This is a genomic window from Streptomyces sp. NBC_00996 (assembly GCF_045162675.1).
In the GTDB taxonomy this organism is placed as follows: Bacteria; Actinomycetota; Actinomycetes; order Streptomycetales; family Streptomycetaceae; genus Streptomyces.
Genome location: NZ_CP108723.1, coordinates 3,507,511 through 3,527,897 on the forward strand (window position 1 = coordinate 3,507,511; position 20,387 = coordinate 3,527,897).

A 20,387-nucleotide genomic window follows, 5' to 3' on the forward strand; every position below is an offset into this window, starting at 1 on the left:
GGGGGCTCCGTCCCCGACCCCCCGTATCGCGCTTCCCGCTCGTCCTCGAACGCCGGTCGGGCTGAAATCCTCACGGCGGGCCATGACCGGCCGGGAGGTCACCGTCCCGGCCGTGTAACGCCCGCCGCCCCGGCGCGTAACACGCCCGACGCACGCTGAGCGGTATGAACACCTCCGCGACGCCGACCCACTGCCCGTACTGCGCCCTGCAGTGCGGGATGAATCTGACGCCCGCGTCCGGTGGGGGCGTCGAGGTGAGCGAGCGCGCGGACTTTCCGGTGAACCGGGGGGCCCTGTGCGGCAAGGGCCGTACCGCGCCCGAGCTGCTCTCGTCCCGGGTGCGGCTGACCTCCCCGCTGGTCCGCAACGCGGGCGTTCTGGAGCCCGCGACCTGGGGCGAGGCGCTCGACCGGATCGCCGAGGGGCTGTCCCGCACGCGTACGGAGCATGGCCCGGACGCGTGCGGGGTGTTCGGCGGGGGCGGACTCACGAACGAGAAGGCGTACACGCTCGGGAAGTTCGCCCGCGTCGTCCTCGGCACCTCGCAGATCGACTACAACGGACGCTTCTGCATGTCGTCGGCGGCGGCGGCCGGCATCAAGGCCTTCGGCCTCGACCGGGGCCTTCCCTTCCCGCTGGAGGACATTCCGAGGACCGGCTGTGTGATCCTCGTCGGCTCCAACCTCGCCGAGACGATGCCGCCCGCGCTGCGCTACCTCACCGAGCTGAAGGAGAACGGCGGCACGCTGATCGTCATCGACCCGCGCCGCACCCGTACGGCCGAGCAGGCCGACCTGCATCTGGCACCGCGCCCGGGTACGGACCTGGCGCTCGCGCTGGGGCTGCTCCACCTGATCGTCGCCGAGGGGCGTACGGACGAGGAGTACATCCGGACCCGTACGAGCGGCTGGGAGGAGGCGCGGTCGGCGGCCATGGCGCACTGGCCGGAGTACGTGGAGCGGATCACGGGGGTGTCCGTTCCACAACTCCGGGAAGCCGTACGGCTGTTCTGCGAGCCGGAGGCCGCCATGGTGCTCACCGCGCGCGGGCCCGAGCAGCAGTCGAAGGGCACGGACACCGTGGGCGCGTGGATCAACCTGTGTCTCGCGACCGGCCGTGCGGGGCGTCCGCTGTCCGGGTACGGCTGCCTCACCGGGCAGGGCAACGGGCAGGGTGGGCGGGAGCACGGCCAGAAGGCCGACCAGCTGCCCGGCTACCGCAAGCTGACGGACCCGGCGGCGCGGCGCCACGTTGCCGAGGTGTGGGGAGTCGACCCGGACTCGCTGCCGGGGCCCGGGCGGAGCGCGTACGAACTCCTCGACGCGATGGGGACGGACATCCGCTCACTGCTGTTGATGGGCTCGAACCCGGTGGTGTCCGCGCCGCGCGCCGCGCACATCGAGCAGCGCCTGAAGTCCCTGGACTTCCTGGCGGTCGCGGACGTCGTCCTCTCCGAGACGGCCGCCCTCGCGGACGTCGTCCTGCCGGTGACGCAATGGGCCGAGGAGACCGGCACGACGACGAACCTGGAGGGCCGGGTGCTGCTGCGACGCCAGGCGATCACCCCTCCCGACGGCGTACGCAGCGACCTGCACGTCCTGCACGAACTCGCCGCCCGACTGGATGTGGAGAAGGGCTTCCCGACGGACCCGGAGGAGGTCTTCGACGAGCTGCGCAGGGCGAGCGCGGGCGGAGCGGCGGACTACTCGGGGATCACCTACCGGCGGCTCGCGGAGGAGGGCGGGGTGTTCTGGCCATGCCCGGCGCCGGCCGGCGCGGAGGGCGCCGGCGACTCCGAGGACGCCTCACTGGACGTGGATCCTGACGACCCGGCCGGGGACTCCTCGCCGGACGTGCTCCCCGGTGACCCGGCCGAGGCCTCCTCGCCGGAGGTGCTCCTTGGCGACCAGCGCCGCGGCGACGCGGACGAGGGCGCCGCGCCGGACGTGCTCCTGGGTGACCCGACCGAGAACGCTTCGCCGGGCGGGCTCTCGGGCGGCCCGGCCGAGGGCGGCTTCCCGGGCGGGGTCCACCCGGGCACGCCCCGCCTCTTCCTCGACCGGTTCGCCACCGAGGACGGCCGGGCCTGCTTCGTTCCGGTGTCCCATCGGGCGGCGGCAGAGGAGCCGGACGACGAATACCCGGTCCTGCTGACCACCGGCCGTGTGGTCGCGCAGTACCAGTCGGGTGCGCAGACCCGGCGGGTCGACGAGCTGAACGCCGCGGCGCCCGGGCCCTTCGTGGAGATGCATCCGCGGCTGGCCGAGCGGCTCGGGGCGGCGGACGGGGACGCGGTGGCCGTGGTGTCACGGCGTGGCCGGGCCGTCGCACCGGCCCGGATCACGACCACCATCCGCCCCGACACCGTGTTCATGCCGTTCCACTGGCCGGGCGAGGGGCGGGCCAACACTCTCACCAACCCGGCCCTGGACCCGACCTCGCGGATGCCGGAGTTCAAGACCTGTGCGGTGCGGGTGGAGTCGGTGAAGTAGGGGTATCGGGCGGGGAGTTGGCATCCGGTCACGCGGCGACTCCTTGGGGCGGGAGGCGCGGGGCGACGCGGTGAGCACCTCCCCGCACACGACACCTCCGGGCTCCTCCACGGCGTACGGATATCCGGGCCCGTCGTACAGCACGACCCCCCGCATGCGTCCCGGCTCCTCGGACTCCGTACGCCCGCGCAGGAGCAGATCGTGGTTGTGCTCGCCGGGACGCAGGGTGCCGTAGACGAAGAAGGGCAGTCCCACCTCGTTCAAGAAGCGGTCTCCTCCTCCAGCCAGCGCAGATAGTCCGCGCTCCCCCGGACGACCGGCGTCGCGACGATCTCAGGGGTGTCGTAGTCGTGCGCCTCGCGCAGATACGCCTCCAGCGCGTCGTACCGGGCGCTCGTCGTTTTGAACAGCACCTGCCACTCGGCGGCGGTCTCGACGGCCCCCTTCCAGCGGTACACCGACGTCACCGGCCCGGAGATCTGCGCACAGGCCGCGGCCCGCGCCTCCACCGCGCCGCGGGCGAGGGCCTCCGCCTTCTCGACGGCATCGGTCGTGGTCAGCACGGTCAGCCAGCCGTCCGTGGCCATGATCGGCCTCTCTTCCGAATCCTTGCCGAGGCCCCGCCGGAGCCCTTTGCAGAAACGATTCTCGCCCCTCTCCACACCCTCACACACCCACACACATCCGCCAGTGCGCGCTATGGACATGACATGTCATGGACCTTTAAATCTGAGTCAACTTCAGCGCCGCCCCCACGCGCCCCGAGGCGCCTTCCCTAGGAGACCGATGAGTCGGATACGGCACATCCGAGGTTCCCGTCTCGCCACGGCCGGCACAGCCGCCACCACTGCCGCGCTGCTGGCCGCCACGCTGTCCCCCGCAGCCAACGCGGCCGACAGACCGACCCGGGCCACCGCGATCGAGAACGCGGCGTCCGCGCTCGTGGACCACGCCGCCCGCCTGGGCCTCACCTCCGGCCAGGACACCACCGTCCGCGACGTCGTCATCGACGCGGACGGCACCCAGCACGTCCGCTACGACCGCACCTACCATGAACTGCCCGTCCTGGGCGGCGACTTCGTCGTCCACCTGGCGCCGAACGGCTCCTATCACAGCGCCGACCGGGCCACCGGGCGCGCCATCTCCCTCTCCTCCGTCACCCCCGCCCTCTCCGCACCGAAGGCGGCCGGCCTCGCGGTGAACGCGCTGCGCGCCGCGAACCTCGGCGAGACGCTGAAGAAGGTGAAGGCCAGGCCCCAGCTGGTCGTCGACGCCCTGCACGGCGCACCGAAGCTGGCCTGGCGCACGAACGCGGTGGCACAGGACTCGCTCGGCAACCCGGTCGCCCGCACGGTCCTCACCGACGCCCGCACGGGCGCGCAGATCGACGCCTGGGACAGCATCGAGACGGCGACCGGCGACGGCAAGTCGCTCTACAGCGGCACGGTCCCGCTGGAGACGACGCTGTCGGGATCGACGTACCAGCTCAAGGACCCGACGCGCGGGAACACGTATACCGGCGACGCCGAGAACCAGACAGACCTCTGCTTCTTCGGGATCTGCTTCGTCCGCGCACCCGCAACGCTGTTCACGGACTCCGACAACCACTGGGGCTCCGGGACGACGTCCGACCGCTCGTCGGCGGCGGTGGACGCACAGTACGGCACCAACGAGACCTGGGACTACTACAAGAACGTCCACGGCCGCAACGGCATCGCTGGCGACGGCAAGGGCTCGTACAACCGCGTGCACTACGGCACCGACTACAACAACGCCTTCTGGGACGACAACTGTTTCTGCATGACGTACGGGGACGGTGACGGGACGACGTTCGGCCCGCTCGTCGCGCTGGACGTCGCGGGGCACGAGATGTCGCACGGCGTCACGTCGAAGACGGCGGCGCTGACGTACTCGGGCGAGTCCGGCGGGCTCAACGAGGCGACCTCGGACATCTTCGGCACCATGGTGGAGTGGTACGCGAACAACTCCTCGGACCTCGGCGACTACCTCATCGGCGAGAAGATCGTCCGCTCGGGCTTCGGCAAGACGGCCCTGCGCTACATGGACAAGCCGTCGAAGGACGGCAACTCCGCCGACTGCTGGAGCAGTTCGGTGGGGAACCTGGACGTGCACTACTCCTCGGGCGTGGCCAACCACTTCGCGTACCTGCTGTCGGAAGGCAGCGGCGCGAAGACCATCAACGGCGTCAGCTACAACTCCCCGACGTGCAACGGCGCCACAGTGACAGGCATCGGCCGGGACAAGGTCGGCAAGATCTGGTACCGCGCGCTGACGGTCTACATGACGTCCTCGACGAACTACGCGGGCGCCCACACAGCGACCCTGAACGCGGCGAAGGACCTGTACGGCGCAGGCAGCACCGAGTACAACGCGGTAGCGGCGGCTTGGAGCGCCGTCTCCGTGGGCTGACCGGTTCCAAACCGACGACGGTCGCCTCGGCCTCGTACACGCCGAGGCGACCGTCGCCGTTCAGAGTGACGGGACGAGTCTGACCACGGTCACGGTCAGCACAGTCCCCGAGACGTAATAGAGGACGATGGCGCCGAGGACCGTCGCCTCACGGCGGTCGCGCTCGCCTTTGACGTGGGTCGATCCGTGCCCGTACGGGTCGCGGCCGATCGTGTCCGCCATCGCCCGGCGAAAGGAGTCGGCGTTCCGCATCTTGGCCAGGGTGTCATCGGCGGGCGGGGCATAGGCGATGCGGTAGCTCAAGCCGCGCCCCGCCTCTCGGCCTCGTCCGCGGCGAGCCGCTCCAGCAGCGCGTCGGCCTCCCGGTCCGGCACGGCCTCCAGCATCCAGTGCCGCATGACGGCATGGATGTCGTGCACCCCGGCCTCGTTGATCGCCCGGTCGAACTCCTCGCGGCGTTCCACGGGGAGGGCGGCGCGGATGTCGGGGATGCTGTTGGGGACCTCGACCTCGACACCGCCGACAAGGGTCTTCAATGGTTCAGCCATGGTCATCCTCCTTGGGGGCGGTGGTTCGCAGAGGTCACGGTAGTGGGCTGAGCCTGTCTGGCGTACGACATCCAGCTCGCCCCAGACCGACTTCCCGACGGTCAGCTCACACACGCCCCAGCGCTGCGCGATCTCACCCACAACGAGTAGCCCCCGCCCGAACATGTCACCGGGCTCCGCCACGCGCGGGCTCGGCCGCAGCTCTCCCTTCGGATCGGAGACGGCCACCCGTAAAGCCCGCTCGGTGAGGGTGAGTTCCACCCGGAAGAGGCGATCGCGGAGACAGCCGTGGAGTACGGCGTTCCCGCCCAGCTCCGAGATCAGCAGGGCCGCGTCGGCGGCGAGTTCGGGGTACCCCCATTCCGTGACCAGCCGGTGGGCGCGACGACGGGCGAGGGTGACGCTCTTCGGGAGGGGGGTGTAGTCGAGGCGGTCCCGGCGAAGGACGGCTTCACCGGGGCTTTCTGGGGGCTCTTGGGGGGCGACCATGTCGCTCACCTCCGGGCAGGGGTGGGCAGCGCCACGCATCTCAACTGACGCCGCTCTGCGAGCAGTTCCTAGCGGAAGGTAGCGGCGAAGCCTTGATCGATTCAACATCCACCCGGTAGATATCCACCGATCGTGTTGCGAGGACCCGCCTGGCACCAGCAGACTGACCCCGCACAGCCCTGAAGGAGCAGCTAAGTGACAGCAAGTCAGGCACGGCAGGGGAACAGCACCTCCAGCGTTCTGGGGCGCAGACTGGGGGCCGAACTCCTCAAGCTGCGCACAGCGGCCGGCTTCACCCAGCCCCAGGCCGCCAAGGTGCTCTCAGCCTCGACCGCGAAGATCGCCAAGATGGAGGGCGGTTGGGTGCCCGTACGGGATCCGGACATCCGGGCACTCTGCGAGTTGTACGGGATCCAGAACCCCGGCACCGTCGGCAGGCTGCTGGAACTGGCGCGGCTCGACCGGGAGCGGCGTAAGGCGAAGGGCTGGTGGGATGACTACACGCTCCTCGGCGCCATGCAGGAGTACGTCACCCTGGAAAGCGCGGCAACGGCCATCAGAACGTGGCAACCGGGCTACATCCCCGGTCTGTTCCAAACCCCCAGCTATGTGAGTGCACTGAGAAGCACGCCCTCGACAGCGACCGGAAACCGAGGGCCCGACGACGAATTCGTCGCCGCGCGGATCGCACGCCAGCGGCGCCTGTCCGCCGACCCCCCGCTCTCCGTGCACGCGTTGCTCTACGAGGCGACGCTCCGGAACATGCCCTGCGGTGCGGACACAGCCCGCGAGCAGCTCGATCACCTGGCCAGGATGGCCGACTCACCGAACATCACGATCCAGATGTTCCCGTTCAGCGGGGGAATGCACCAGGGCCTGAACGGCTCGTTCAACATCCTCTCCTTCGCCGAGTCGGGGGCCATGGACGTCGTCTACTCTGAGACCGTGCTGACCCAGTTGTGGATCGAGGGAGGAGAAGGAGCCGCGCGATACGACGAGCTGTTCAAGCTGATCGCCGCCCGCTCCCTCAGCGAACGCGACTCGCTGCTGTTCCTCCACGACCTCCGCAAGGACCTCTGAGCCATGCCCCCATTCCAGTACCGCAAATCCAGCTACAGCGACGACGAGGGCGAGTGCGTCGAGATAGCCACCAACATCCCCACCACCATCGCCATACGCGACTCCAAGAACCCCACCGGCCCCGCTCTCCGCATCCACCCCACCACCTGGACCACCTTCCAAGCGGCTGTAGCCATCGGACGGTTGTGATCCGGAGTTCAAGATCGGCCCTGGCCTGCTGCCCCTGACAACAGAACGCGAGCCCCCGCAGGCTCACGCCCGCATGACCACAGCAATCGGAAGGCGAGAGGCACGCAACGCAGGGACAGCACCGCCCAGGATGCCGGCGCCTGCGCCGACGCCGAGCCCGATGAGGCAGGCACCGACGGGGAACGGTCCAGCGCCGGCACCGCCGGTGATCCCAGGGGCGACCACGGCGTACAGAGACCAGCACACCCCTGCAGCGACCACCGCGCCCAGGAGTCCGATCATCACGGACTCGGCCAGCACGAGCACAGCGACGTCCCGACGGGAGGTGAGGCGACTGCTGGCTGCATCAGATTGCGCCGGATGTCGGTGCGATTATCTGCCCAGCCCTGACCGACAGATCGACTGAGACCTTCTGATCACGGCCTCAGCAACACGTTTTAGCCGTGGTGGCAGTGTTCCTTATTCCTCGCCTGCAGGACGGAGACTAAGTACTGCCGACGGTGTTGCATCGAGGCGCAGTTCACCATCGGGCATGATGTCGACCGTCACCGCCGCGATCGAACTCCCCACAGGAGGGAACCCAGACGGATCTATTTGCTCTCCGGGTTCCACGAGCAGAACAAAGTCAATGAAGGCTCGCGGTTGCGGCACCCGCGGGGCGACAATCTGGACATCAATGCCAAACCGACCCCGATGTCCAGTGACAACACACCGAACAAGTTGACGCGGCTGCAGTCCGCGCAGATCCCATTCCTGCCTGTCCGCCATCAGCGCACCCTCCCGTCATCCGTCCATGCACCAATGCCTTCCCTGTAATTCCACCAGATCACATGGTCAATCTGGTCATTAAATTTCGGGATTTCCGATGCAGGAATTAGCCATTGATACTGCCCAGGCCGGTTGTCATGCGTCCTTCGATATTTACCGCCAGGGGGGAACTCTTTCAGGAACCCGGGTTTCATCACAAACTCATGGTACCCGTCTTCATAGATTCCTTGAACGGCGTACCTTTCCGCCACCAAGTCACTCTCGCCGAGATACGCAGTCCCTTCATGCGTGTGACCGTCGGAGGTCTGGTAGGGCGGATGATTATCTGGATTCGGCCCTCGCGCCTCGGATGCCCGGTTCCCTCGAAGAGGGGAGCGGAACAGGCTGATAGGAGGATTGCCCGCATAGACCGTGACCTTAGGGGCAAACAGCCCCTTGAAACCGCTCCTGAAAACGCCCCAGACTGGCTTGATCAGGTTGCCGAATCCGCCGGTGACCGCCCCAGCAAGGAGGTCAGTGGGTGTGGTGGGCTGGCACTGGGCGGTGTTGATGGCCCAGGTGAAGCCCATGCCGATCGCGGCGTCGGTGACGGTGGCGACGCCGAGGGCCCGTCCGCCCGAGAGGCCGAGCTGGGTTGCCAGGCTGGTACCCGCCGGGGCGAGGAAGCCGCCGACCGCGCCGACGACCGCGCCCTCGCCGGTGGCGGCGGCGAAGTCGCCCCAGTCGAAGTCGTCGTGGTGGGTGAAGGCGTAGACGCCTCCGCTGACGACGCCGCCGATGACCGCGCCGATGCACATCGGGCAGTTGCCGGAGGGGTCGGAGAGGTTGGCGGGGTCGTTGTCGGCGTAGTTGTAGGCGGACTGGTTGGGGCTGTCGGGGGCGGCCGGGACCGGGTCCTGGGTGGTGAAGCGGCGCTGGGTCGTGTCGTAGGAGCGGGCGCGCAGCAGGAGGCGGTGGGGCAGGTACTGGTCTTTGTACTGGCCGGTGTAGCCGAAGATGCTGCTCCGGCCGCCGGTGATGGTGGCCTTGCCGGTGAAGTTGCCCCAGGCGTCGTAGGTGTAGTGGTAGTTGTCGACGCCCGCTGCGTCGTAGACGGCGCTGACGGAGTTCTGACGGTCGTGGGTGAAGGAGTAGGTGCCGTCGGTGCGGTCCATGGAGCGGGCCGTGCCGTCGGGGTCGTAGCGGTAGTCCGCGATCAGCGCGCCGGAGGAGTTGGTGTCGGTGGCGATCTGCGGCAGGGCACCCACGATGTCCCAGCGCGAGGTGCGTGTCAGTGCGCTGTTCTTCTTGGAGACGGTGCGGTTGCCGTCGGCGTCGTAGAGGAACGAGAAGGTGTTGCTGCCGATGGTGGCGGACTTGACCCGGCCGACCGGGTCGTAGGCGTAGGTCTCCGAGCCGTCCTTGGTCTGGTTGCCGTCGGCGTCGTAGGTGTAGCTGGTGGTGGTCGAGCCGACTGTCGTGGAGGACAGGTGGTCGCCGGCGTCGTACGCGTACGTGGTCGTAGAACCCGAGTCGACCGCGGTCTTGAGGTTGCCGACCTTGTCGTACGTGTAGGTCGAGCCGCTGGTACCGGTCAGGCAGGAGGTGGCCGAGGTGTCGGTGCACGCGCGGGTCATGCGGCCCGCGTCGTCGTAGCCGTAGCGGGCCGGGTATCCCGTGCCGGGCTTGTCGGCGACCAGGCGGTTGTTGTTGTCGTAGGTGTAGGTGTTGCTCAGCGTCGGCGTGGTCATCGACGCCAGGCGGCCGGCCTTGTCGTAGGTGCGGGTCTCGCTGCGCGCCGTGGTGGTGGGCAGCGTCACCGAGGTGAGGTTGCCCGCCTTGTCATAGCCGTAGCCGGTGGCCTTGCTGTTGGCGGTCTGGGTCTTGACCCGGCCGACCTTGTCGTACGTGTAGCTGGTGGCCCGGCCGTCCGGGTAGGTACGCGACTTGAGCGTGTCGTTGGTGTTCCAGCGGTAGCTGAACGGCTTGCTCGCGCCCGGTGACGTGATCGACAGGATCTTGTCGTCGTTGTCGTAGGCCAGGGTGCGGGTGCCGGTCGCGTCGGTGACGTTCTTGATGCGGCTCGCGTCGTCGTAGGTGTACGACTCGGTCGCGGTGCCGTCGGAGTAGGCGACCTTGGTGGGCAGGTTGCGGGCGTCGACCGTGGTGGTGATGGTCTGCGCGCGGGCGTTGGTGACCTTGGTGCGGCTTCCGTCGAGGTCGTACTCGTAGGAGATCGTCTTGCTCAACGGGTTCTTGACCGACGTCAGCTGACCCTCGGCGTTGTAGCCGTAGGTGCTGGTGTGGGTGTTGGCGTCGGTGGTCGTCTCCAGGAAACCGGCGGTGTTGTACGTGAAGGCGGTGGTACCAGTGTCCGGGGCGGTGACCTTCTTCGGGCGGCCCAACTCGTCGTACTCGTAGACGGTCTGCTTGGCGCGCGCGTCCGTGACCGAGGTGATGTTGCCGACCGCGTCGTAGCCGGTCTTGTTCTGGTGACCGAGCGGGTCGGTGACCGAGGTGGGGTTGCCGGCCGGGTCGTAGCCGTACGTCCAGGTGTACTTGGCCGGGTCCGCGCCGGTGACGTTGCCGCGCGGGTCGGCGGTGCTGGCGAGGTTGCCGTCGTCGTCGTAGCCGTAGGTGGTGCGCTCGGCCTCCGGGGAGACCTCCGCGCTCAGGTGGCTGTCGTCGTCGTACTCGTACGAGGTGACGTATCCGGACCAGGTCTTCGACGAGGCGAGGCGGTTGTCGTCGTCGTAGGTCAGCGTCATGCCGTGGCCGAGGCCGTCGGTGGTCTTGGTGACGCTGCCGTTGTCGTCGTAGGTGACGCTGCGGGTGTGGCCCAGCGGATCGGTGGTCGACAGCGGGCGGTTGTCCGCGTCCCAGGCGAACGCCGTGGTCTTGCCGAGCGGGTCGGTGACGGTCTTGCGGTTGCCGACCTTGTCGTAGCCGATCGTCCAGGTGTACTTCGAGGCATCCGCGCCGGTGGCGTTGCCGCGGGCGCTCACCATCTGGACCTGGTGGCCGACCTTGTCGTACTGGTAGGTGGTGGTCGCGCCCCGGCGGTTGGTCTCCTTGTTCAGGCGGCCCATCACGTCGTAGCCGAGGCTGGTCTGCTTCTGCGCCGGGTCCGTGATCGCCTTCAGGCGGTTCGCGTCGTCGTAGCCGTAGGTCGTGACGCGCTTCGCGGCGTCCGTGACCGTGACGAGGTTGCCGACCTCGTCGTAGGCGTAGGCGGTGGTGCTGCCGCGCGCGTCGGTGACCGTCTTGACGCGGTCGGCGGCGTCGTACGTGTACGCGGTCGTGTACTTCGCCGGGTCCGCCCCGCTGACATTGCCTCGCGGGTCGACGACCGTCTTCACCTGTCCCGACGGGAAGTAGGTGTAGGTGGTCTTGTAGCCCTTCGGCGTGGTGACGGACGTCAGGTTGCCGTTCGCGTCGTAGCCGTACTTCGTGGTCTTGCCGCGCGCGGTGGTGACGGTCTCCGGCAGCCCGGTGGTGGCGTTGTAGCCGTACGTCGTCGTCTTGCCCAGCGGGTCCTTGACGGTGGTGAGCTGGTTGGCCGTGTTGTAGCCGAAGACGGTCTTGTTCCACTCGCCGTCCGTGTGCGTGGCCACGTTGCCGTTGGCGTCGTACGTCCAGTCCTCGTCCGACGCGGAGCTGGAACGGCGCTTCAGCCGACCCGAGTTGGTGAAGGACCACTGGGTCTCGCGGATCTCCGCATCGACCGCGCTGGTGCGGTTGAAGAACTCGTCGTAGCGGTAGTAGCTCTTGTTGTTGAGCGGGTCGAGCTGCGTGAACAGCACGTTCTTGTAGTAGACGTCCGTCCACACGCCCTGGTCCGGGGCCGTGACGTCGACCTGGTCGAAGACACCGTTCTTGGAGTACGCGAACGTGGTTTTGTGGCCCAGCGCGTCCGTCTGGGACGTCACCCGGCCCTGCGCGTCGTAGACGTTGAACGTGACGGTTTTGCCGCGGGCGTTCGTGACCTTGTCGAGGCGGCCGGAGGCGTCGTAGCCGTAGGTCTCCGTCTTCCCGTCCAGCGCCGTCACACCGGTCAGCTGGTCGCCGGTGTAGCCGTAGTCGACCACCCGTCCGTCGGACAGCGTCACCTTGTCCAGCCGGTCACCGACGTACGCGAGCGTCGCGGCCCGGCCCACCGAATCCGTGATCTTCGTGGGCTGAGTGCCGGTGTAGCCGAGGGTCAGACCCCGCCCGGTACGGTCCTTCAGCGCGGTCAGCCGACCGGATGCGTTGAAGCCGTACGTGGAGTGGTCGGCGGTGGTGAGCTGGTAGCCGCTGCCGTCGGCCGCCAGCTTGGAGCGGGCCTCGCCGGGCGTCGTGAACGTTCCGTCGGACTTCTTGGTGTAGGCGTGCCGGGTGCCGCCCTCACCGACCAGGACCGCAGCGCCGTCGGACTCGAACTCCAGCCGCGTCTCCCACGGCAGCTGCCAGCCCTTGCCCAGCGCGCCGGTGAGCGTGTTGTCGGAGGAGTAGACGCGGCCGACCGCCAGCGGTACACCCGGGGCCGGCACCTGGGCATCGGAGAACGCTTCCATGAAGGCGCCGGTCGCGGTGTTCACCGGGTCCGCGCGCATCACGGTCGTACCCGCTGAGCCGCTCGCGTCGCCGCAGAGCGCACCGCAGGCGGCGCCCTCGGGCAGGGACGGAACGATGTCGAAAGCGTTGTACGAGCCGCAGGTCTCCGTGTCCGTGGGGTCGTCCGCCACCACCGTGCAGGCGTAGACGAAGTACCGCGGGACTGGGTACTTGCACTCCGTGGTCGGCACCGTGAACGACGCGTTGACCACCGGGAACGTCTTGTCGGTGTTCAGCGTCGGCGCCTGGACGGTCTGCCCGAAGTCGAAGTACTGGACGTCGTCGTTACTCAGGCGGCAGCCGTAGTAGTCCACCTTCCAGCGGACCTTCACCGGGTGCACCTCGTCGTCGGCGCCCCCGGTCTGCCAGATCGCCGCCGACACCTGAAGAGGTTCGCCCGGCACCGCTGCACCGATGTGATTGCCGAGTGCCATCAGCCAACCACCCTGCTGGGCAGCCGCGTTGCCGAACGGATCCTTCGTCACCTGGTACAGCGCGCCGCTCGTGTACGAGGCCTCAGCCGCCTGCACGCTGGTGGTGAAGGACGCCTGGGTGACGCCGGTGCCGGAACCAGGCGCCATCGCCGCGTTCCTGGCCTTCGGAGCAGCCGCCTTCAACTGCCGCTGGTCCTCCTGGAGCAGGGCGAGCTGCGCGGCCGTGGCCGGCTTGCTCCTCGTCGTCGGCAGAGCGTGCGGCTTCGTCGGCTTCGCCCGGTCCTTGGTCTGCTTGCGCCGCTCCTCAGGCGTTACAGCCTTCTGGTGCGCCGCAGGCTGCGGCCCTCCGTACGCCGCGCTACCGGACCCACCGGTGTCGTCGACCGCCACCCTGATCAGCCAGCCGCCGCCCGCAACAACGGACAGCACCAGCACCACGATCAACACGCGCATACGCGCGCACGCCGAGGTCAGCACTTCCCCCACCCCCACACACCGTGCACATCACTGGTCACTCAGTGCACAACTTGTGGAGAAACTTTGGCGCTCCTGTCACCTAAAGATCAAGGTCGGGAAGACCAGATTCGCCCCCGTTCACCCTTGATCGACCAGCGATCTTTGCTGAATCGATACTGCGTGAACACCTCATGCCGGTACGCCACATCACACAACGCGGAATTTGCTCAACTGAATGCGGCGCAGCCCGACTTCATGGAGATCCCGTACGAAGACCTGCGACCCAGCCGATGACGAGCAACGTGCCGATAGGATCATCCGCCCATGGGCGCACACGCAGGAAACGAGACGACCGCGGTCCCGCCGGTAGGGCCGACGATGGTCACCGTCCCGGCGGGGCGGGTGACGCTGTCGGACCGGCGGACGCGGCGGAGTTGGCCGGTCGAGGTCGTGCCCTACGAGCTGGCGGCGTTCCCGGTCACGCAGGAGCTGTACGCGCAAGTCACGGGGCTGTCGCCGAGTGCCGCCCGTGGGGAGCGGTTGCCCGTCGAGAGCGTTTCGTGGTGGGACGCGGTCCGGTTCTGCAACGCGCTGTCCGAGTGCGACGGGTTCACGCCCGCCTACCGCCTCCGCGGTGAGGACAAGCGGGTCGAGTGGGACGGGTCCGCCGACGGGTACCGGCTGCCGACCGAGGCCGAGTGGGAACACGCCTGCCGTGCCGGGACGACCGGACCGCGGTACGGGCCGCTCGACGAGATCGCCTGGTACCGCGACAACTCGCACGAGACGATCCACGAGGTGGGCATCAAGCGGCCCAACCCGTGGGGCCTGTACGACATGATCGGCAACGTCTGGGACTGGTGCTGGGACCTCTACGACCCCGAGGTCTACGGCGGTTACCGCGTGCTGCGCGGCGGCGGCTGGTTCGACGAGCACTGGAGCTGCCGCGCCTCCGCACGCCGCCGCAGCCATCCGACCTTCCGGGTCGACGACGTGGGGTTCCGGGTGGCGCGCTCGCCCGTGCGCTGAACGGAGGTGCTGGTGCCAGGCCCTCGGGCGAGGGCGGGCGTGACCTTCGCGAGCTCGGCGGCCACCGAGGGGGACGGGGAATACGAAAGAGCCGTCGGGAGCCGGAGAGCGGCGACATCGACGACCTCGGGGGCGAAGTCGTCGCGTTCACGGATCCGGGCCGGCAGCCGGTCGGTGACGACGGGCCCGAAGCGGCCCTCTCGGTTGCTGCCGATGACCACGCCGACCCGCACGGGGTCTGCGACGTCTGGACGGGGACGGTGGAATCAGCTGTGGCTGTCTCCATGACGCACAGCCTCGTATCTCATGCTTCATTGAGGTCAAGCGGTACAGGCTTCACGCCGCACGGACCACAAGCCGCACACGCACCAAGCGCTACGGACCCCAAGCCGCACACGCATCAAGCCGCACGAGCCACAAGCCGTGCTTGCCTTCAAGCCCTGCCGGGTTCATGGTGCACGGCACCCGTTCGGCTGCCACGCCGACACGCGACCCGGCCCCCACCCCCGCCTCGGTAGCACCCCCGGACGCCCGCCCGAGTCACCCGTTCACACCCCCACCCCTCACCCTTCGGGTTCTCTTCCACAACACACCCGCCACACGCCAGTGACCTGCTGAAACGCCACCGCCTCCCCCCTTCCGGCCGCCCACCTGACACCCATTCACATCATTTCTGACGCTCCATCAGGAAGCGGATGCGGCCATGTGCCACTTACCTCGGTAGGGCAGGGGCACGACCGACGCAGCGGCACTTGGGGGTGTCGCGGGCCGCGCCCCCTCGGAGGAGCAAGCACGATGCGACGTACCGCCCGTCTGCTGACCGGTACCGCGCTCGCCGTCGCCGCCGCGAGCCTCGCCACCGCGCCCGCGTACAGCGGGGACGCGAGCCGCCTGGAGGTGTTCCCCTCCAGCGTCATCCCGGGCTCGGCAGTCACCGTCAACACGGCGGCGTGCGGCGCGGACGTGGCGACGGGCGACGCCAGCGCGGTGGGCGCGGGCGCCTTCGCCCTCGCCCCGAGCGCGCACGAGCACGACGTGATCGGCCAGTTCCGGGTGCCGCCGAGCGCGCAGCCGGGGACCTACGAGATCGTCGCGAGGTGCGGCGACCGGAAGGTGACGGGGGACCTGATGGTGACGCTGACGCCCACGCGCGAACAGATCCAACCGCGTGGCCATGTGAATACGGGGGTCGGCGGCGCACTGGGCCCCGATCCCGTGCAGACCGCGGCGGGCGTGGCGGCCCTGGCCGTCGCCGCCGCGGGCGGTACCTGGCTCCTGCATCGCCGGGCGAGAGGCGACGGGATCTGACGGACACCCTCCGCTGTCCGTCCACCGGTACCGCCGTCCCCTCCCCCTCCGCGGCCCGACGCCCCTCGCGGCCCGGAGGGGGAACGGGACTGAGAGGAGCAGCAGAAAGGAGGCTCACGTGCGGCGATTCAGCAGGACCGGCAAGATCTACGAGATCGGCAGGATCCGCAAGATCGGCAGGATCCGAGAGGCCGGTCACGCCGGCAACATCGCCATAGCGTCCGTCACCGTGGTCGCACTCTGCTCCGGCGCCTGGCTGCTGCGCAGCGGCGCCGAGACCCATGCGCCGCCCCAGCCGTCCGCCGCGCAGGCCGCGTCACCCGACACCCGCGACCGGCCCTCCGGGGCGCCCGCGCTGCCGCACTCCCCGCCCGAACGCATCCGCATCCCCTCCATCCGGGTGGACGCCCCGCTGATGGGCCTCGGCCTCACCCCGCAGGGCAGCCTGGACGTCCCGCCCCCCGAGGAGAAGAATCTGGCCGGCTGGTACGAGGCCGGCACCGCCCCCGGCGAGCGGGGCACCGCCATCGTCGCCGGACATGTCGACAACGCCGAGGGCCCGGCCGTGTTCTACGACCTCGGCGCCGTCAAGAAGGGCAGCGCCATCGAGGTGCCGCGGCGCGACGGCGGCACGGCCGTCTTCACCGTCGACGCCGTCGAGGTGTACCAGGCCCGCGACTTCCCCGACGAGAAGGTGTACGGCGCCGCCCCCCGCCCCGAACTCCGCGTCATCACCTGCGGCGGCGGCTACTCGAAGACGACGGGATACCAGGGCAACGTGGTCGTCTTCGCCCACCTGACGGGGAGCCGCCCCGGACCAGCCTGAGGTGCCGGACCACCAGCGGTGCCCCTCGCCACGACAGGCCTTTTCCGGGGCATTGATCTGACGGGCGCACCGTACGATGGCGGCCGGCGAAAAACTCTCCACGCCACAGTGCACGGTCGCGGGCGCCACCTCCACCGCGCTACGCGATCCACTGCTGATACGCCAGATTCGCCACCAACGCGAACACCACCGTCAGCAGCACCACCCGAACGAACCCGCTGCCCTTCTTGAGCGCGGTGCGTGCCCCCACCGTGCCGCCGACCAGATTGAAGACGGCCATCAAGGCGGCCAACTGCCAGTGCACCGTGCCCTTCCAGGCGAAGGTGGCGAGGGCCCCCGCGTTGGTGCAGCAGTTGACGATCTTGGCGGTGGCGGAGGCGGTCACCAGGTCGAGGTGGAGCAGCGCGGTGAGGGCGAGCACGAGGAACGTACCCGTGCCGGGTCCGATCAGCCCGTCGTAGAAGCCGATGCCCAGGCCCGCGAGCCCGATCGCGGCGAGGACGCGACGCGGGGAGACCGGGGCGGTCGAGGGCGCCGTACCGAAGGCGGGCTTGAGGATGACGAAGGTGCCGACGCCGACAAGGACGACCATGACGACCGGCTTCAGGACTTCGGTGCTCAGCCCGGCCGCGACGAACGCCCCCGCCGTCGAACCGGCGAGCGCCGCGACCCCGATCCGTACGGCCAGGCGCACATCGACGGGCGCCTTGCGCGCGTACGTCACCGCCGCGCCCGTCGTGCCGACGATGGCCACCGCCTTGTTCGTCCCGAGCGCGTACACCGCCGGGGTGCCGCTGGGCAGCCCGAGCAGCAACGCGGGGAGCAGAAGCAGCCCGCCGCCGCCCACGACCGCGTCGATCCAGCCGGCCGCCAGGGAGGCGAGGCACAGGACGGCGACCACGGTCAGCGATATGTCGGGCATGATCGCGACCCTATGGACGGGATAGATGTGACGTCCATGAATCCTGGTGAGCGTCTTCTGAGGTACGACCCGGTTCTCCGCGCGTCCGCCTACGACCCTCTGTGCCTTGTCCGTGCGCGTATGTCCGTTTCTGTCTGCAACGCTCTGTGCCTTTCGGCGCGGCTTCAGTTCACCGTGTCCAGGTAGCGCAGGACCGCCAGTACCCGTCGGTGTCCGGTGTCGGAGGGGGGCAGGTCGAGCTTGGTGAAGATGTTGGCGATGTGCTTCTCGACGGCCCGTTCGGAGACGGTGAAGGCCGCGGCGATCGCGTGGTTCGTGCGGCCCTCGGCCATCAGGGCGAGGACCTCCCGCTCGCGTGGCGTGAGCGTGTCGAGCGCGGTGGCGCGGCGGCTCGCGCCGAAGAGCTGGGCGACGACCTCGGGGTCGAGGGCCGTGCCACCTCCGGCGACCCGCTCCATGGCGTCCACGAACTCGCCGATGTCGACGACGCGTTCCTTGAGGAGGTAGCCGAATCCGGCCGGTTCACCGAGGAGTTCGGTCGCGTACGTCGTCTCCACGTATTGCGAGAAGATCAGCACCCCGGTGCCGGGGTGGTCCTTGCGCAGTCGTACGGCCGCCCTGACCCCCTCGTCCGTCTGGGTCGGCGGCAGCCGGATGTCGACGACGGCGACGTCCGGGCGGTGCTCGGCCACGGCGACCAGCAGCGCGTCGGCGTCCCCCACGGCGGCCGCGACCTCCACGCCGCGCAGCTGGAGGAGCTGGACCAGCCCGTCCCGCAGCAGTGCGGAGTCCTCGGCGATGACGACGCGCATGCGACCCATGTGACCCTCGTGACTCTCGTGATCAGTACGGCAGTTCGACCGTGACCACGGTAGGCCCTCCCGGCGGGCTGTCGCAGGTGAGCGTGCCGTCGACGGTCCGGGCCCGGGTGAGCAGCCCGGTCAGGCCCGAGCCCGCGCCGATCACCGCTCCCCCGCGTCCGTCGTCGCGCACGCTCAGCCGCAGCAGCCCGTCCCGCGCGGTCACCGTCACGGTGGCGCCGGTCGCCCCACTGTGCTTGGTCGCGTTGGCGAGGAGTTCGGCGGCGCAGAAATACGCGATGGACTCGACCGCCGGGCTCGGGCGGGACGCAATGTCGGTGGTGACCTCGACGGGCAGGGCGCTGTCGGCGGCGAGCGTGGCCAGGGCGGTGTCGAGGCCCTGGTCCAGTACGGGCGGGTGGATACCCTTGACGAGATGGCGCAGGTCGACGATGGCCTGAGTGGCGTTGCCCTGCGCGGTGTCGACGATGGCGAGCAGCTGTTCCGGGGAAGCCCCCGTGCCGATCAGCTCGCGGATCATCGTGAGGTGCATCGCGAGGCCGACCAGCCGGGCCTGTGTGCCGTCGTGCAGGTCGCGTTCGATGCGCCGCAGGGTCGCCGCCGCGTCGTCCACAGCCTGGGCACGGGTCTCCTCCAGGGCCCGGATGCGGCGCTCGGCGGCATCGGGGCCGAGCAGCACCGTGAGCAGCGCGCGGTGCGGACCCAGTCCGTAGCGCAGCAGCCGGCGGGCGGTGGCGAGAAGCAACAGCCCGAGGGCCACGGGGATCAACCACCTTGGCCAGGAGTCGACTTGGAAGCCGAAGAACTCCAGTGAGACACGGCGCTCCGTGCCGTCGCTCGCCCGCTCGGTGTTGTAGTTCCAGTGCTCGAGGAGGGGGTGGAGGGCGAGCAGGACGCCGTACACGTAGCCGATGACGATGGCGGCGTACCCGAAGACTGCGGTGAAGGGCGTCGCCAGCGCGCAGGCGACGGCGCGCCAGCCGCTCCGGTCGCCGAGCAGAGCGCGTCGCCAGCCCAGGATCCCGGCGCCCTCGCGGCGCGTCGGGTGCTCGATCTCCAGCCCCAGCAGGTGCCGGGCCAGCGCACGCTGGAGCCTGCCCAGGGCGAGCGCTCCCCGTACGGTGACGGCGATCAGCCACAGTCCCAGCGTGGTCACGGACAGCACGCCGCCGACCAGCAGCCCCACGAGGGTGAGAACGAACCCGACCAGGGCGAGCGGGAAGGCGATCAGCCCGTAGAGAAGGGCCGCGAGGGCCTGCCGCCCGAAGGGGAAGCGCAGCGTGGCGCGGAGGCGGTTCATGGGATCAACCTAAGAGAGGAGCGCCGCCGCGAGGCGAAGCTGTACGGACGCCATGACCCGGCCGAGCCACGGCATGAGCAGCAGAAAGCCGAGCCCGCCGACGATCGCGTGGAAGGTCCAGGCCCCGGCGAAGGTGGGCCCGCCCCAGGCGTCCGCGTAGTCGGATCCGGCGGCGCGCAGGGGCCAGCCCAGGTTCATCGGCACCAGGGACCAGCCGTAGACCGTGACCGCCAGCACGACGAGGTCGAGGGGTGCCGCGAGGACCGCGTGGGCCAGACCGCGCGCGGACCCGGGCGGCTCCCTGCCAGGGACGCCCTGGGCGCCCGGGACGCCCAGGAAATTGCGTACGAGCCCTCGCTGCCAGCGCGCGGTCGGAGCACCCACCAGCGCCAGTGGGACGCAGATCACCCCCACCGGGAACGCCAGCAGCGCGTATGCGACCCGGCGCCAGGTCTGCGCAGTGAACGGTTCCCGGACGACCCGCCAGACGCGTACGGCGGAGTCGTCGCGCACGGGCGGTGGCTGAAGTTTCCGGGCGATGGCCATGATGTGTCCCCCTGGGCGTGAGCTGGTGGAACCCGACGCCTCAAGGTTTCCGTGCCGGGCCGCCGTGATCGATCGTGCCTGCACGGAAACCGCAGGTTCGGTTAACCCCACCTCACACCCGTCCCCGGGCGGGTGCGCCGAACCCTCACATCCGGGCCCCGCCCCCGCTGAGGG

The 20,387-nt window shown here is 69.3% G+C and carries 15 protein-coding genes and 2 pseudogenes; 7 read left to right on the top strand and 10 right to left on the bottom strand.

Annotated features, from left to right (window positions below; all coding sequences use genetic code 11):
- Window positions 1-164 precede the first annotated feature (164 nt).
- Window positions 165-2,492, top strand: coding sequence for a molybdopterin oxidoreductase family protein (locus OG390_RS16540; protein ID WP_406168690.1), 2,328 nt, complete (start codon window positions 165-167; stop codon window positions 2,490-2,492).
- 54 nt (window positions 2,493-2,546) lie between these two features.
- On the opposite strand, the pseudogene OG390_RS16545 reads toward OG390_RS16540, so the two are convergent.
- Together OG390_RS16545 and cutA are read right to left on the bottom strand one after the other, a co-directional pair.
- A pseudogene (locus OG390_RS16545) lies at window positions 2,547-2,747 on the bottom strand (gamma-glutamylcyclotransferase family protein); the annotation flags it as partial.
- A gap of 5 nt (window positions 2,748-2,752) precedes the next feature.
- The gene (gene cutA / locus OG390_RS16550) at window positions 2,753-3,079 is read right to left on the bottom strand and encodes a divalent-cation tolerance protein CutA (RefSeq protein WP_406168691.1); all 327 of its coding nucleotides are present in this window, start codon (window positions 3,077-3,079) and stop codon (window positions 2,753-2,755) included.
- 199 nt (window positions 3,080-3,278) lie between these two features.
- Here cutA and OG390_RS16555 point away from each other — a divergent pair, with 199 nt between their 5' ends.
- Window positions 3,279-4,922, top strand: a complete 1,644-nt coding sequence (locus OG390_RS16555; RefSeq protein ID WP_406168693.1) for a M4 family metallopeptidase — start codon at window positions 3,279-3,281, stop codon at window positions 4,920-4,922.
- Between the two features lie 60 nt (window positions 4,923-4,982).
- Here the strand turns inward: OG390_RS16555 and OG390_RS16560 are convergent, their stop codons facing one another.
- The 3 genes and pseudogenes from OG390_RS16560 to OG390_RS16570 form a co-directional block, all read right to left on the bottom strand.
- Window positions 4,983-5,225: a hypothetical protein gene (locus OG390_RS16560; protein ID WP_406168695.1), complete on the bottom strand. Its 243-nt coding sequence runs from the start codon at window positions 5,223-5,225 to the stop codon at window positions 4,983-4,985.
- On the bottom strand, window positions 5,222-5,470 hold the full coding sequence (locus tag OG390_RS16565; protein ID WP_406177701.1) for a hypothetical protein: 249 nt from the start codon (window positions 5,468-5,470) through the stop codon (window positions 5,222-5,224). The genes OG390_RS16560 and OG390_RS16565 overlap by 4 nt, the downstream gene beginning before the upstream one ends.
- 135 nt (window positions 5,471-5,605) lie before the next feature.
- Window positions 5,606-6,067: pseudogene (locus tag OG390_RS16570) on the bottom strand (ATP-binding protein); the annotation flags it as partial.
- A gap of 87 nt (window positions 6,068-6,154) precedes the next feature.
- On the opposite strand from OG390_RS16570, the gene OG390_RS16575 reads away from it, so the two are divergent.
- Window positions 6,155-7,039, top strand: coding sequence for a helix-turn-helix domain-containing protein (locus tag OG390_RS16575; RefSeq protein WP_406168697.1), 885 nt, complete (start codon window positions 6,155-6,157; stop codon window positions 7,037-7,039).
- A gap of 3 nt (window positions 7,040-7,042) precedes the next feature.
- Window positions 7,043-7,228, top strand: coding sequence for a DUF397 domain-containing protein (locus OG390_RS16580; RefSeq protein ID WP_406168699.1), 186 nt, complete (start codon window positions 7,043-7,045; stop codon window positions 7,226-7,228).
- A 767-nt stretch (window positions 7,229-7,995) separates the two neighbouring features.
- On the opposite strand, the gene OG390_RS16585 is transcribed toward OG390_RS16580, so the two are convergent.
- Window positions 7,996-13,491, bottom strand: a complete 5,496-nt coding sequence (locus tag OG390_RS16585) for a DUF6531 domain-containing protein (protein ID WP_406168701.1) — start codon at window positions 13,489-13,491, stop codon at window positions 7,996-7,998.
- A 348-nt stretch (window positions 13,492-13,839) separates the two neighbouring features.
- Here OG390_RS16585 and OG390_RS16590 point away from each other — a divergent pair, with 348 nt between their 5' ends.
- The 3 genes from OG390_RS16590 (at window position 13,840) to OG390_RS16600 (ending at window position 16,624) form a co-directional block, all read left to right on the top strand.
- Window positions 13,840-14,490: a formylglycine-generating enzyme family protein gene (locus OG390_RS16590; RefSeq protein WP_406177703.1), complete on the top strand. Its 651-nt coding sequence runs from the start codon at window positions 13,840-13,842 to the stop codon at window positions 14,488-14,490.
- Between the two features lie 795 nt (window positions 14,491-15,285).
- The gene (locus OG390_RS16595; RefSeq protein ID WP_406168703.1) at window positions 15,286-15,798 is read left to right on the top strand and encodes a hypothetical protein; all 513 of its coding nucleotides are present in this window, start codon (window positions 15,286-15,288) and stop codon (window positions 15,796-15,798) included.
- A gap of 181 nt (window positions 15,799-15,979) precedes the next feature.
- On the top strand, window positions 15,980-16,624 hold the full coding sequence (locus tag OG390_RS16600; RefSeq protein WP_406177704.1) for a class F sortase: 645 nt from the start codon (window positions 15,980-15,982) through the stop codon (window positions 16,622-16,624).
- Window positions 16,625-16,763: 139 nt separating this feature from the next.
- Here the strand turns inward: OG390_RS16600 and OG390_RS16605 are convergent, their stop codons facing one another.
- The 4 genes from OG390_RS16605 to OG390_RS16620 all read right to left on the bottom strand — a co-directional run bounded on the left by OG390_RS16605 (window position 16,764) and on the right by OG390_RS16620 (window position 20,213).
- Window positions 16,764-17,546, bottom strand: a complete 783-nt coding sequence (locus OG390_RS16605; protein WP_406168705.1) for a sulfite exporter TauE/SafE family protein — start codon at window positions 17,544-17,546, stop codon at window positions 16,764-16,766.
- Between the two features lie 164 nt (window positions 17,547-17,710).
- Complete coding sequence (locus tag OG390_RS16610) at window positions 17,711-18,358, bottom strand: response regulator transcription factor (protein WP_406168707.1); 648 nt, start codon at window positions 18,356-18,358, stop codon at window positions 17,711-17,713.
- A 31-nt stretch (window positions 18,359-18,389) separates the two neighbouring features.
- The gene (locus OG390_RS16615) at window positions 18,390-19,667 is read right to left on the bottom strand and encodes a sensor histidine kinase (RefSeq protein ID WP_406168708.1); all 1,278 of its coding nucleotides are present in this window, start codon (window positions 19,665-19,667) and stop codon (window positions 18,390-18,392) included.
- Between the two features lie 9 nt (window positions 19,668-19,676).
- Window positions 19,677-20,213: a hypothetical protein gene (locus OG390_RS16620; RefSeq protein WP_406168709.1), complete on the bottom strand. Its 537-nt coding sequence runs from the start codon at window positions 20,211-20,213 to the stop codon at window positions 19,677-19,679.
- Window positions 20,214-20,387: the final 174 nt, after the last annotated feature.